We start from the raw sequence: 13505 nt of genomic DNA on the forward strand, positions 1-13505 counted from the left end.
GGGAGATGACGTGACACTGTCGTGCGAAACTCCTTCAAGCCGCACATGTTTCGTGTTAACGTACGAGTTTCTTCAGTGCGCGCACTTCGTCCGTTTCGAGGTAACGCCAGGCACCGCGGCGCAAGCCCTCGAGGGTCAGGTTTCCGAACGCGATGCGGTCGAGCTTTTTTACGGTATAGCCCAGTGTTTCCAGCATGCGGCGTACTTGCCGGTTGCGTCCTTCGTGCAGCACGATGCCGAGATGGTTGTTGGCCGGCGGATCGAGCAATTCCACCTCGCAGGGAGCGGTCATGCCGTCGTCGAGACGTACGCCCCGGCGCAGACGGTCCACATCGCCCGGCTGCATTTTTTGCTCCACTTCGGCGAGATAGGTTTTCGGCGCATGGAAGGACGGATGGGTCAGTTGATTGGCCAGCTCGCCGTCGTTGGTCAGGAGAATGGCGCCGGTGGTGTTGCGGTCCAGGCGCCCGACGGGGAAGACGCGCGGCTCGGGCGGCACCAGTTCCATGACCGTACGCCGGCCCTTCTCGTCATCCGTTGTGGTGATGCAATCTTTGGGCTTGTTGAGCAGGATGTACACGAGCTGCGTCTGAATGTACACAGGCGTGCCGCGCACGGACACGTTGTCCTTCGATGCGTCAACCTTTACGCCGAGCTCGGTCACGACGGTTCCGTTGACGCGCACTACGCCGGAACGGATGAGTTCATCCGCTTTGCGTCGGGACATCACGCCGGCCTCGGCGAGAAACTTGTTGAGACGGATCTCGCCTTCTTCGGTGCGCACCTCGCCGCTTCGGCGACGGAGGCCGCCGGTTTTGGAGCCGGAAATACGGGAATGCGCGGATCGTTTCGGAGCCGTTCCGCGCGGTGTCTGCTGCTTTGTGGGACTGTGAGCTCGTCCGCCGCCGGAACGCTCGCCGCTTTGCCGCACATCGTCGCGGTAGGGACGACGCTCTCCGCCGCGTTCGGAAGCGCCGCGTTCGCCGTAGCCACCCTGCTTACGCGGACGTTCTTCTTCTTTGCGTGCGTAGCCGCGTCCGCCGCCGGAACGCTCGCCGCTCTGCCGCGCATCGTCGCGGTAGGGACGACGCTCTCCGCCGCGTTCGGAAGCGCCGCGTTCGCCGTAGCCACCCTGCTTACGCGGACGTTCTTCGTCCTTGCGCCCGTAGCCGCGTCCGCCGCCGGAGCGCTCTCCGCGCGGCCGTGCATCGTCGCGGTAGGGACGACGCTCTCCGCCGTGATCGGAAGCGCCGCGTTCGCCGTAGCCACCCTGCTTACGCGGGCGTTCTTCGTCCTTGCGGGCGAAGCTGCGTCCGCCGCCGGAGCGCTCTCCGCGCGGCCTTGTATCGTCGCGGTAGGGACGACGCTCTCCGCCGCGTTCGGCAGCGCCGTGCTCGCCGTAGCCACCCTGCTTACGCGGACGTTCTTCGTCCTTGCGCCCGTAGCCGCGTCCGCCGCCGGAGCGCTCTCCGCGCGGCCGTGCATCGTCGCGGTAGGGACGGCGCTCTCCGCCGCGTTCGGCAGCGCCGTGCTCGCCGTAGCCACCCTGCTTACGCGGGCGTTCTTCGTCCTTGCGGGCGAAGCTGCGTCCGCTGCCGGAGCGCTCTCCGCGCGGCCGTGCATCGTCGCGGTAGGGACGGCGCTCTCCGCCGTGTTCGGCAGCGCCGTGCTCGCCGTAGCCACCCTGCTTGCGCGGGCTTTCTTCTTCTTTGCGCCCGTAGCCGCGTCCGCCGCCGGAGTGTTTGCTTTTTTGCTGTGTGTCGTCTGAGCGGCCGGTGGTCTTTCGTGGAGAGCCGCCAGCCTGGGCCGTGGCATTGTAACGTTTCCCGGTGCCCGCGTATCGTTTGCGGTTGGCCGGGATGCCGTGGTCGTGTTCGTATCGGAAATGTCCGTCGCTGTGACCGCGACGCGCATGCGTTTCGTCGGAGCGGCCGGCGTCTCCCGGATGCCGGTCTTCCCGGCTGTGGCGCGACGGCGTGGGACCGTAACGCCCGTGCACCCGCTCAGCGGAAGCACGACCGTAGTGATCGCCGCGTCCGGCGCCCCCGCCGTGCGAATCGCGCCGGAAGGTCTCGTCGCCATGAGCGGCTTTGCCCTTGCGCCCGGACTGCTCCGGACCGCCGCGATATTTGCGGCGATCGCCGGAGGCATGTTTCGAGGAATCGGTGCTCCGTTTTTTACCGTGTGATCCGGCGGTACCGGGACGGCGCTTCGGGCCGCCGGAGGATTGCTTTCTGTGTTCGCTCATCGGGGCGCCTCATCGCCGGCATCGTCCGGCATATCGGTGTCGAAGGGGTTTTCATCACTGTCGTCTGTATCGTCGCGTCGTTCGTTCGTGTCGTCGTCCGGGAAATCCTCAAAGGTCTCGAAGGCGTCCTCATCCGCAGGCGATTCGCCCTCCGGAATTTCGTCCGAAGCATCGAACCCTGTTTCGTCAAATTCCGGAAGATTGCTCTCGATTTCCCTGAGGAAATCGTCCTCCGACGCAAAACCGACGGGATCCGCATCGAGTGACTCATCGTCGCTCGCCGTAAGGTCCTCATCGGTTTCCTCATCCTCTGCTTCCTGCTCGTCAGCGAAGGCAACATCTTCCTCATCGTCCGAGTCGTCATCCTCTTCGTCCTGCTCGTCGTCCGAGTGTTCGTCTTCCTCTTCCAGCTCGTCAACGAACTCTTCGTCATTGTCCGGCTCATCGTCCGAGTCGTCATCCTCTTCGTCCTGCTCGTCGTCCGAGTCTTCGTCTTCTTCATCCAGCTCGTCAACGAACTCTTCGTCATCGTCCGGCTCATCGTCCGAGTCGTCATCCTCTTCGTCCTGCTCGTCGTCCGAGTCTTCGTCTTCTTCATCCTGCTCGTCAACGAACTCTTCGTCATCGTCCTGCTCGTCGTCCGAGTCGTCATCCTCTTCGTCCTGCTCGTCGTCCGACTCTTCGTCTTCTTCATCCGACTCATTGTCCGGGGCGTGATTCTCTGCATCCGCTTCGTCATCGAAGTCTTCGTTTTCCTCATCATTCGACTCGTCGCCGACGGCTGCAGGTCCGGTCGCTGCGAAATCTTGTCCGATGCTCTCTTCTTCCTCCACCCAGACGGGCAGATCCTGTTCGATCTCACGGACATCGTCGGGGAGGTCGTCGGGGCCGGAAGAGGCGGTATCCGTCGGCAGCACATCGTCCGAATCCACATCGAGCATGACGCGAAGATTCGACGCCTCGTTTTCCCGGTTATCGGAGGATTCAGTATCGTCGGCGTCCCCTCCTTCTTCCGTGTCACTGCGCAGCCGGGCCGTGTCGAAGAGGCGCTCGAGATCCTGTGAGGACATTTTCGTCAGATTCATGGCCTGACCGGGATCCATTTCATCGATGGGATTGACGGCCAGCTCGTCTTCGGCGGAGAGCAGATCTTCGATCTCGCGCGGTTTTGGCAGGTCGCTGATGCTGCTGAGTCCGAAGTGCTTGAGAAAATTCTTTGTCGTGCCGTAGAGCAGCGGACGGCCGGGGCTGTCTTCACGGCCGACGATGGAAATGAGATTGCGTTCGAGCAGGGATTTCACGACATATTCGGCGTTGACGCCGCGAATGCCCTCGATGGCCGGCTTGCTGATCGGCTGTTTGAAGGCGATAATGGCGAGCGTCTCCAGCGCGGATTGCGTCAGGCGACGCCGCGAACGTTCGGCGAACAGCCGTCCGACCCAGGCGCCGTACTCTCCGGTAGTTTGAAACGCGAAGCCGCCGGATACCTCGATAATGCGGAACGCGCGTCCGGCTTCCTCGAACTCGCTGTTGAGCGTGTCGATGCATCGTTTCACGCGGGTGATGGTGAGACGGATGCCGCGGCGCCGCTTACCCGGACCTGCCTCCTCATCGCTTTCGTCCTGTTGGTCGGGCGCCAGCAATTCCTTGATCTGCTTGAACGTCAGCGGTTCGTCGGAGGCAAATATCAATGCTTCGAGAATGCCGCGCAGCTCGTCGTCGTCCGCCGGATCGACGGGTTCGTCCTCGCCGGCCGCATCTTCATCGGGGGCTTCCGAGGCGGCGGGGGCGCCTTCCTCGGTGCCGGGGGCGGAAGCGGCCTGACCGTCGCCTGCTTCGGGCCGCTCGTCGCTCTCCGCGGGGCGGTCCAAAGCGGAAGCGGTATCGTCGCGCATCCCGGACTGCTCGTTCATCGTTTCGCTGTCTGTCGCCATGTCGTCGCCGTCACGCTCCTCAATCGGAGTGGCTGTCGGGTTGTTCTGCATCGGGAGTAACCTGCTGCGTCTCTTCTTCTGTCTCGTTATAAAATATTTCTATGTCGTTGAACTGCGCGTGAATTTCCACGCGAATGCGCCGCGCCCGAATCAGTTCGAGCAGGGCGATGAAGGTCACGACAACCTGAATCTTCTCTGTCATTTCGCGCATGACTTCGAGGAAGTTGTAGCGATTGCGTTCGCCGAAGCGTTTCATGAGCCAGCCACCCTGCTCCTCGATGGACCATGGAATATTGCGGACTTCATGCACCGTTTTGACCGGGATGCTCGTCATGGCCTTCTGGAAGGCCCTGATGAGGTGATACATGGTCACATCTTCCAGGACGTCCTCATCCTCGCTGACCGGCGCTTTTTTCACGTCGAATTTGAACAGCGAACGGAAATAGCGTTCGCGCTGTTCGAGCTCGAGTTTCTGCAGCTCCATGGCGCTTTCTTTATAGCGCTTGTATTCCAGGAGGCGCTGCGTCAGCTCGGCGCGAGGATCGATTTCCTCCTCGCCCTCCTCGACCGCGATGCGGGGCAGGAGCATACGGGCCTTGATCTGCATGAGCGTCGCCGCCATGACGATGAACTCGCCTGCGAGTTCGAGATCCAGCATTTGCATGACGCGGATATAGGAGAGGAATTCCTGCGTGATGTAGGCGATGGGGATGTTGTAGATGTCCAGCTCGTCGCGCTTGATAAAAAACAGCAGCAGGTCGAGCGGACCTTCGAAATCCGGTATTCTGATTTTGAATTCCGCCACGGTCAGCCCAGCTTCATGGCGTCTCGTACGGCGCGCATCGTTTCCGACGCCACAGCGCGTGCGCGCGTTTCGCCGTCACGGAGGATGTCCAGCACCAGCGAGGGATCCGATTCATAGGGTTTGCGGCGTTCGATATGCGGTGCGAGAAACTCGTCTATGCGCGCGGCGCAGCGCTTTTTGCAGTCCACACAGCCCAGGGCGCCCGATTCGCAGCCGGAGCGGATTTCCGGAACTTCAGCGGGATTGAATTTTTCATGATACGTGAACACCAGGCAGACGTCCGGTCTGCCGGGATCGTTGCGACGGATCTTCTGCGTGTCCGTGGGGGCTTTGCGCAGTTTTTCCCACACCTCTTCCGGCGAATCCTGCAGCAGCAAAGTGTTGCCCGCGGATTTCGACATCTTCCTGTCCTTGCCGTCCAGGCCCGGCAGGCGGCTGAATTTGGTGACCTTATGGCTGGGCTCCGGAAACACCTCGCCGTATTGGGCATTGAATTTTCGGGCGATTTCGCGGGTGATTTCCACATGTGAGAGCTGATCCTCGCCGACGGGCACGAGATCGGCCCTGTAGAGCAGGATGTCCGCCGCCTGCAGAACCGGGTAGCCCAGATGTCCGTAGGTCACATTTTCGATTTCCAGATCACGCACCTGCTCTTTGATGGACGGATTGCGCTCGAGGCGGTTTTTCGTGATCAGCATCGAGAAAATCAGATGCAGCTCGGTATGCTCCTTGACCTGCGACTGACGGAAAATCGGGCTCCGCGACGGATCGATACCGCCGGCCAGCCAGTCGATGACCATATCTATCGTGTCCTGCGCGATGCCGTCTGTGTCCAGGGACGTGGTGAGTACGTGATAATCCGCCACCAGGTGGTAGTTGTTGTACATCCCCTGCAGCTCGACCCAATTTTCCAGGGCTCCGGCCCAGTGACCCAGATGCAGCTTTCCCGTCGGCCGCATGCCGCTGAGAATCGTATTCCTTTGTATGTCCGTCATGTCGTAATAACCGGTATGGCATTGAACAGACTATAAAGATACGCACGCGGGGCTATGCGAGGAAAGCGGACGGAGAAAGGTCTGTTCTTGCACGGCGGAAATCTGTGCCACACCTTCGCGGCGGAGGGGAGGGAGCAGGGAGCAGGGAGCAGAGAGCAGAGAGCAGAGAGCAGAGAGCAGAGAGCAGAGAGCAGAGAGCAGAGAGCAGAGAGCAGAGAGCAGAGAGCAGAGAGCAGAGAGCAGAGAGCAGAGAGCAGAGAGCAGAGAGCAGAGAGCAGAGAGCAGAGAGCAGAGAGCAGAGAGCAGAGAGCAGAGAGCAGAGAGCAGAGAGCAGAGAGCAGAGAGCAGAGAGCAGAGAGCAGAGAGCAAGGACCACGTCCGTACAAGCCGGGCGTACGAGCAGCGCATACTACCCGCTGCTCGTTTCTTATTCCAGATTGCGCTTTTTCGCACATACGTACTCTAAGCTCTCCGCTCTATGCTCTCCTACTCCTACGCCACAACCGATCATCGATATGTGCTGAATCTGTGCAATGGCTTCGGGGGCGGGCGCTCTCCGTACTCGTTTAGTCAATACTATTTCTGCGAATTCTGCTTTTTCTGCGAATTCTGCGTTCTGTGTTCCGCGTGCTACGCCTGAAAAAGGTAAGGTCTCCAGGGATCCTCGATTGTATGCACGGACTGGAGGAGGAAGGAGACATGCGAGGGACGGCGGGGCTTGCTGAGCAGCGTCATGCCCGTTTTTTCGAGAGGGCGGTTGCCTTTCTTGTTATTGCAACCGACGCAGGCGGTTATGAGGTTTTCCCAGGAGTCCATGCCGCCGCGCGAGCGGGGCGTGATATGATCCACGGTGAGTTGGGCGTTGCTGCTGCCGCAGTATTGGCAGCGATGTCCGTCGCGGCGGAGAATGTTCTTGCGCGACAACATGATGCTCTTGTACAGAACTCTGTGATACTTTCCGAGACGGATGATGCTGGGGAAGGGCCAGGTCGCGGACACGCTGTGAATGCGCCGGTGCCGGTTTTCCTCTATCATTTCGGCCTTCTCCAGGTACAACAGGATCACCGCCTTTTGGACGCTGCAGATACTTACAGGTTCGTAGCTCTGATTCAACACGAGTACGCGTCCGCTTAAGGCAGTACCGGGTTTCGCAGGTTCTTCGAAGACGTCCTCCGTGTGTTATCCAAAAAAAATAGGGGACATATTCGACAAATCCAATGCAATTCCCGTTCGCCCCCGGGTGCGTTGAACTACGCCATGCCGTGCCTCCGAGGGAGTTGCCTCATCGCGACAGCAGCGTCTTTCAGCACGGCAGCCGCGCGCCCGTACGCTCCGGGTTTCGTGTGAACTGGTCGCCCTGCTGTGTGGGGAAGAAAATTGTCGAGAAATTTCGGGAGGTTCCGTATGCGTCTTTCGGATCTCGTGGTAATTCGCGATTTTACGCGCAATGCGTGCACTGCTGAAGAAGCTCACAACCGACTCGGCCATTTACGGGGTCAGCAATATCCTCGGGAGGTTCATTACCTTTCTGCTGGTCCCGTTCTACACGCACATGCTGCCGCAAGGGGATTACGGCATCGTCATCGTCGTGTACGCGTACATCGCGTTTCTGAACGGCATCTTCACCTTCGGACTGGAACCTGCGTATATGCGTTTCGTGGCCGAAGCGGGGAGCGCGGACCGATCGCGTGTGTTCAGCGCCGCGTTCTGGTTCATTCTTGTCGCGGGAGCGGTGCTGGCGATTCCGATATTGTCGTTTTCCTCGTCCATTCAACCCTGGTTGGGAATTCGCCCGGAGTGGGCCGAGATTCTGCCGCTCTCCCTTGCCATGGTGCTGCTCGACGCCGTCTGCGCCATACCTTTCGCGGCGCTGCGCATGGAAAACCGTCCGCGCAGCTTCGCGGGCATACGGTTGTTTTCCATCGTCCTGAACGTGGGACTGAATTTCCTGCTCATCGCCGTTTGGAAATGGTCCGTCGTTGCCGTGTTCATTTCCGGCGCGGTATCCTCGGCGTCCTGTCTGCTTCTGCTTCTTCCGACGCTACGGGGACGCTTGCGCTTTTCCGTCGACCGGGCGCTGCTGCGCCGCCTGCTCGTGTACGGCTTGCCCACCATGCCGGGTGCCATATCCATCATGCTGATCGAGATCATAGACAAACCCATCATGCTGCTGTTGACCGATGCGGCCACGGTCGGATTGTACGGCGCGAATTACAAGCTCGGGATATTCATGATGCTCGTGGTGAGCGTCTTTCGTTACGCCTGGCAGCCCTTCTATCTGCAGCTCGCTTCCGATCCGGGTGCCAAGGCACTGTTCTCCCGCGTCATGACGTATTTCGTGCTCATAGGATCCGTCATCGTCCTGCTGCTCTCGCTGTTCATCGGCGAGCTCGTACAGATACCGCTTCCGCGCGGACGCACGCTCATTCCGGCGGAGTATTGGAGCGGACTGGGCATAGTCCCGATCATTCTCTTCAGCTATCTGTTCGCGGGAATGGATCAAATTTTGAGCGCCGGCATCTATATACAGAAGCGGACAATGATCGTGCTGTACGCGACGGCGTCGGGAGCGCTGGTGAACATCGTCGCGAATTTCCTTCTGATTCCGGTGTTCGGCATCTACGGTGCCGCGTTCGCCACGCTCGCCGCGTATTTCACGCTCGCCGCCGTGTACTGGGTGGCCGGAAGGAAAATTTATCCCATCACCTGGGAGAACGCCCGCCTGCTGAAGCTCTTTGGCGCCCTCGCCGTACCTGCGCTGCTTTGGTATCTCGTTCCCATGGACGCAGTGCTGCCCATGCTGCTCTGGAAAATCTTTCTTGTCGCGCTGTATGTTTCCACGCTCGCCGTCAGCGGCTTCTTTTCCAAAGAGGAACGAAACGCGTTGCAGGGACTCCTGCGCGGAGCCCGACGAAGCGAACGCATGTAGACGTCGCGCTCTGTTCGTGCCTCTGCGATACCTTCCCATCCTCCTGGTTTTTGTCACTTGGCCCCTGAGCGGAGTCGAAGGGCTGCGCCTCTGCGATAGCTTCCACGCTGATGCGATCCGGGGCCAAATGGCGCATAACCGTTCGTCGACGCAAGATTAACCGACCCCGGCTGACTCGTGTGATATACGCCCCCACAGATACGTGAAAAAATTAGCGACTCAAGCCCACAGAAGAAAATAGAGAAATATTTCACGCGAATTTGCTTTCTTGATGTGCCTGAATTATATTGCATGGTGAGCAATCGAGAAAATATTCTCGAAATAATGTAGGAAACTTTAAGAGAGTATCATGCAGACCCACGAAAACACGCAGCACGTCTACGAGAAGTACCCGAAAGGGCAGCCATCGTGCCTTATCGACATGCTGCAGGATGTTCAGGAGCACTTCGGCTACTTGCCGGACATGGAAATGCAAAAAGTGGCGCGTCATGTGGATATCCCCGTGTCACGCGTCTACGGCGTCGCAACCTTCTACAATCAATTCCGCTTTCAGCCGCTGGGCAAATACGTCATCAAAGTCTGCCGCGGCACCGCCTGCCACGTCAAGGGATCGCTGGACATTCTCCAGACGCTGGAGAACGAGCTTGGCATCAAAGCGGGGCAGACCACAAAGGACCTCGGCTTTACCATCGAAACGGTCGCGTGCATCGGAGCATGCTCTATCGCCCCGGTGATCGCCGTCAATGAGGAATTCCACGGCGGACTCACCACAAAATCGCTCGTCAAGCTGCTCTCGCAATACAGGAAAAAAGTCTCGGCCGAGGAGGTACATCATGAATGCGTATAGTCAGAATTGCTTCGAACAGTGCTGGCACAGCGCCGAGCGTCCCTGCCCGCACTTCGTGGAGTGCGTCAATACCGGACAGCGCTGCGATTGCACGGATAACAGCAACCGCGCCCTTGCGCAGTACAAGGATCAACTCCTCATGGTCGAGCACGACGTGCCCGTGATCCTGGTCGGTATGGGGACCTGCGGACTGGCGAACGGCGCGCGCAGGATTCTCGAGGGAATCAAGGCGGAGCTGTTCGAGCGTGGCGTCAGCGCTTCGGTGGTCCCGGTGGGCTGCGTCGGTTACTGTGCCCGCGAAGTGATCGTGGACGTGAAATTGCCGGGTCGTCCCCGGATAAGCTACTGCGAAGTGAAGGAAAGGGATATCCTCCCGATCGTGGAACGCACCATCCTGGGTGGGGAAATTCTCGAGGAAAAGCTGCTCGGTATGTACGCGCATCCGGACGAAGGGTCCTGGGCCTCTCTACCGCTGCTGAATGAGATTCCCTTCTTCGCGAAGCAGATGAAAATCAATCTCGAGAATTGCGGCGTCATCGATCCGGAGAGCATTGATCAGTATCTCGCCACGGGAGGATATACCGCGCTCTCGAAGGTGGTAAACGGCTCCGGTCCGCAGGAAGTAATTGACGACATTCTGAAAGCCGGTTTGCGCGGACGCGGCGGCGGCGGTTTCCCGACAGGCCGTAAATGGCAGCTTGCCCGCGACGCGAAAGGCGACAAGAAGTACCTCATCTGCAACGCCGATGAAGGAGATCCCGGCGCGTTCATGGATCGCGCGCTGCTCGAAGGCGATCCGCATCGCGTGGTGGAAGGGATGATCATCGCCGCATACGCCATCGGCGCAAGCTACGGATACATTTACTGCCGGGCCGAATACCCGCTTGCCATCGAGCGCATCGAAAAGACGCTCGCGGCTGCCCGCGAGTACGGTCTGCTGGGCAACAACATTCTGGGCAGTGGCTTCAACTTCGACATGCGCATCAAGAAAGGCGCCGGCGCCTTTGTGTGCGGCGAAGAAACAGCGCTGATCCATTCCATCGAAGGCCGCCGCGGCATGCCCCGCCCCCGACCGCCCTATCCGGCTGTGTCGGGTCTCTTCGGCAAACCCACGGTCATCAACAACGTCGAGACCTTCGCCAATGTCACGACAGTGTTCAAGAACGGTGCGGACTGGTATGCCGGGATCGGTACAGATACATCCAAGGGCACAAAAATTTTCGCTCTCTCCGGCAAGGTTGCCAATGTCGGTCTCGTCGAAGTGCCCATGGGCATTTCCCTCCGCGAAATCATTTTCGATATCGGCGGCGGCGTTCCCGATGGCAAAGCGTTCAAGGCTGTGCAAATCGGCGGTCCCTCGGGCGGCGCCCTCCCCACAGCGGTGATAGACACACCGGTGGATTACGAGCACCTCAAAAAAGTCGGCGCCATGATGGGATCCGGCGGGCTGGTCGTCATGGACGAAACCACCTGCATGGTGGATCTGGCGAAATACTTCATGACCTTCATTCAGAGCGAGTCCTGCGGCAAGTGCATTCCCTGTCGTGAAGGGACCAAACGACTGCTCGAGATCCTCGAACGTCTGACGATTGCTCATCGCAACGAAAAAACGCAGGAAGAGTCGCTGCTGCGCTTCCAGGGCATGGTCTATCTCGATCGTCTGGCCTCAGTGATCAAGGATACTTCGCTGTGCGGTCTCGGACAGACGGCGGCGAATCCCGTGCTGAGCACTTTGCACTACTTCCGCGAGGAGTACGAGGCGCATCTCTACGATCGCAGCTGCCCCGCCGGCGCCTGCCGCGAACTGCTGACCTATCATATCGACACCGACAAGTGCAACGGCTGCGGCCTGTGCGCAAAAAAATGTCCCGAGAATGCGATTCTCGGTGAAAAGAAAAAAGCGCATTACATCATCGAGGATAAATGCATCCGCTGTGATCAATGCCGCGTCAACTGCAATTTCGACGCGATATTCGCGAACTAGAGCCGAGAGAGGAACGACATGAACATCACGATAAACGGACACAATTGCTGGGCCAAACCCGGCGAAACCATCCTCGACGTGTCGCGTCGCGAGGGCATCAACATCCCGACGCTGTGTCACCTCCGCGAGTATTCGCCCACCGGTTCCTGCCGCATCTGCACCGTCGAAGTCGAGGGCAGCGGAGCGCTGGTTCCCGCCTGCGCCTTTCCGGTGAGCGAGAACATGGAGGTACGGACGAACTCGCCGCGCGTACGCCGCGCCCGCAAGACGCTCATCGAACTGCTCGTGGCCAACCATCCGCAGGACTGCCTGTTCTGCGTCCGCAGCGGCAATTGCGAGTTGCAGAGTCTGACGCAGGAATACGGCGTGCGCACCATACGCTACAGCGGCGAACGCCGCCGCGCGCGCATCGACATCGCCAGCCCGGCCATCGAACGCGATCCGGAGAAGTGCATTCTCTGCGGGCGCTGCGTGCGCATCTGCCATGAGACGCAGCAGGTCGGAGCCATAGACTTCGTGCACCGCGGTTTTAAAAGCTCCGTCGCTCCCGCGCTCGAGCGCAGTCTGAACACTGTGCCCTGCGTGGATTGCGGGCAGTGCGTGGTCAACTGTCCCGTGGGTGCCCTGACGGAGAAAAGCCATCAGAAAATCGTCTGGGAAGCCATCAACAATCCCGACATGTACGTTGTGGTGCAAGTGGCGCCGGCCATACGCGTCGCCCTGGGCGAAGAATTCGGCACGGAGCCGGGCACGGTGGTGACGGGAAAAACCGTCGCGGCCCTGAGACGGCTCGGCTTCAAACGCGTCTTTGATACGAATTTCAGTGCGGACCTTACGATCATAGAAGAAGCGACGGAACTGCTGTCGCGCCTGAACAACGGCGGGTCGACTCCGATGCTGACCTCCTGCAGCCCCGGCTGGGTGAAGTTCATCGAACATTACTATCCCGATTTGCTCGGCAACCTCTCTACCTGCAAATCGCCGCATGAGATGCAGGGTGCTCTGTTGAAAACCTACTATGCTCAAAAAATCGGAGTCGACCCGTCGCGTATGTTCGTGGTGTCGGTCATGCCCTGCACCGCGAAAAAATACGAGGCACAGCGTCCCGAACTCGGCAACGAGTATCCCGATGTGGACGCCGTCATCACCACACGCGAACTGGCCCGCATGATACGCGTGGCCGGTATCGATTTTCACAAGCTGCCCAACGAGGGCTTCGACGATCCGCTCGGCGAGTCCACGGGCGCGGGCGCCATTTTCGGCGCGGCGGGCGGCGTCATGGAAGCGGCCCTACGGACAGCGCATTATTATATCACCGGCAACGACATGAAGTCGCTGACCTTCGCACCCGTGCGCGGACTGGATGGTGTGAAACAGGCCGATGTGACCATCGGCGACGTATCCATAAAAGTGGCGGCGGTGAGCGGTTTGCACAACATCAAGCCGATTCTCGACGACATACGCGCGGGCAAATCGCCCTTCCATTTCATCGAAGTGATGGCCTGCCCGGGCGGTTGCGTCAACGGCGGCGGACAGCCGCAACCCGCGACGCCGGAGAAGCTGCTCAAGCGCACCGAAAGCATTTATCAGATCGATCGCGAATCCCCGCGGCGCAACAGTCACCGCAACGAGTCCGTGCAGAAGCTGTACGCCGAGTTTCTCGGCGAACCCAACGGCCACCTGGCCCATGAACTGCTGCACACGCATTACGTGGAGCGCGACGATTTCTAGCAAAGAATTGACATCCTCCTCTCTCCAAGGCA

The 13505-nt window shown here is 59.6% G+C and carries 9 protein-coding genes; 4 read left to right on the forward strand and 5 right to left on the reverse strand.

Going from position 1 to position 13505, the window contains the following annotated elements:
- Positions 1–55 precede the first annotated feature (55 nt).
- From M5R41_16485 to M5R41_16505, 5 genes are all read right to left on the reverse strand, one after another.
- Entirely contained in the window at positions 56–2248 is a 2193-nt protein-coding gene (locus tag M5R41_16485) for a pseudouridine synthase (protein MCZ7557999.1), read from the reverse strand.
- Positions 2245–4233 (reverse strand): SMC-Scp complex subunit ScpB, encoded by a 1989-nt coding sequence (gene scpB, locus M5R41_16490; GenBank protein ID MCZ7558000.1) that lies wholly within the window; start codon positions 4231–4233, stop codon positions 2245–2247. The genes M5R41_16485 and scpB overlap by 4 nt, the downstream gene beginning before the upstream one ends.
- Positions 4202–4987, reverse strand: coding sequence for a segregation/condensation protein A (locus tag M5R41_16495; GenBank protein MCZ7558001.1), 786 nt, complete (start codon positions 4985–4987; stop codon positions 4202–4204). Before M5R41_16495 ends, scpB begins: the two co-directional genes overlap by 32 nt.
- 2 nt (positions 4988–4989) lie before the next feature.
- On the reverse strand, positions 4990–5982 hold the full coding sequence (trpS, locus tag M5R41_16500) for a tryptophan--tRNA ligase (GenBank protein MCZ7558002.1): 993 nt from the start codon (positions 5980–5982) through the stop codon (positions 4990–4992).
- 630 nt (positions 5983–6612) lie between these two features.
- Positions 6613–7098 carry an HNH endonuclease gene (locus M5R41_16505; GenBank protein ID MCZ7558003.1) on the reverse strand — a complete coding sequence of 162 codons (486 nt, stop codon included), beginning with the start codon at positions 7096–7098 and terminating at the stop codon, positions 6613–6615.
- A 331-nt stretch (positions 7099–7429) separates the two neighbouring features.
- Here M5R41_16505 and M5R41_16510 point away from each other — a divergent pair, with 331 nt between their 5' ends.
- From M5R41_16510 to M5R41_16525, 4 genes are all read left to right on the forward strand, one after another.
- Positions 7430–8911, forward strand: coding sequence for a polysaccharide biosynthesis C-terminal domain-containing protein (locus M5R41_16510; GenBank protein MCZ7558004.1), 1482 nt, complete (start codon positions 7430–7432; stop codon positions 8909–8911).
- 349 nt (positions 8912–9260) lie between these two features.
- Entirely contained in the window at positions 9261–9758 is a 498-nt protein-coding gene (gene nuoE / locus M5R41_16515) for an NADH-quinone oxidoreductase subunit NuoE (GenBank protein MCZ7558005.1), read from the forward strand.
- Between the two features lie 505 nt (positions 9759–10263).
- Complete coding sequence (locus tag M5R41_16520) at positions 10264–11742, forward strand: 4Fe-4S binding protein (GenBank protein ID MCZ7558006.1); 1479 nt, start codon at positions 10264–10266, stop codon at positions 11740–11742.
- A gap of 18 nt (positions 11743–11760) precedes the next feature.
- Positions 11761–13473: an NADH-dependent [FeFe] hydrogenase, group A6 gene (locus tag M5R41_16525; protein MCZ7558007.1), complete on the forward strand. Its 1713-nt coding sequence runs from the start codon at positions 11761–11763 to the stop codon at positions 13471–13473.
- Positions 13474–13505 lie beyond the last annotated feature (32 nt).

It is taken from the genome of Bacteroidia bacterium (assembly GCA_027493955.1).
In the GTDB taxonomy this organism is placed as follows: Bacteria; Bacteroidota; Ignavibacteria; order SZUA-365; family SZUA-365; genus JAOSJT01.

What these genes read in the sequence shown, in the direction of transcription:
- M5R41_16485 (MCZ7557999.1), bottom strand. Translation starts at nt 2,248, where the DNA reads ATGAGCGAACACAGAAAGCAATCCTCCGGCGGCCCGAAGCGCCGTCCC.
- scpB (MCZ7558000.1), bottom strand. Translation starts at nt 4,233, where the DNA reads ATGCAGAACAACCCGACAGCCACTCCGATTGAGGAGCGTGACGGCGAC.
- trpS (MCZ7558002.1), bottom strand. Translation starts at nt 5,982, where the DNA reads ATGACGGACATACAAAGGAATACGATTCTCAGCGGCATGCGGCCGACG.
- M5R41_16510 (MCZ7558004.1), top strand. Translation starts at nt 7,430, where the DNA reads ATGCGTGCACTGCTGAAGAAGCTCACAACCGACTCGGCCATTTACGGG.
- nuoE (MCZ7558005.1), top strand. Translation starts at nt 9,261, where the DNA reads ATGCAGACCCACGAAAACACGCAGCACGTCTACGAGAAGTACCCGAAA.
- M5R41_16520 (MCZ7558006.1), top strand. Translation starts at nt 10,264, where the DNA reads ATGAAAATCAATCTCGAGAATTGCGGCGTCATCGATCCGGAGAGCATT.
- M5R41_16525 (MCZ7558007.1), top strand. Translation starts at nt 11,761, where the DNA reads ATGAACATCACGATAAACGGACACAATTGCTGGGCCAAACCCGGCGAA.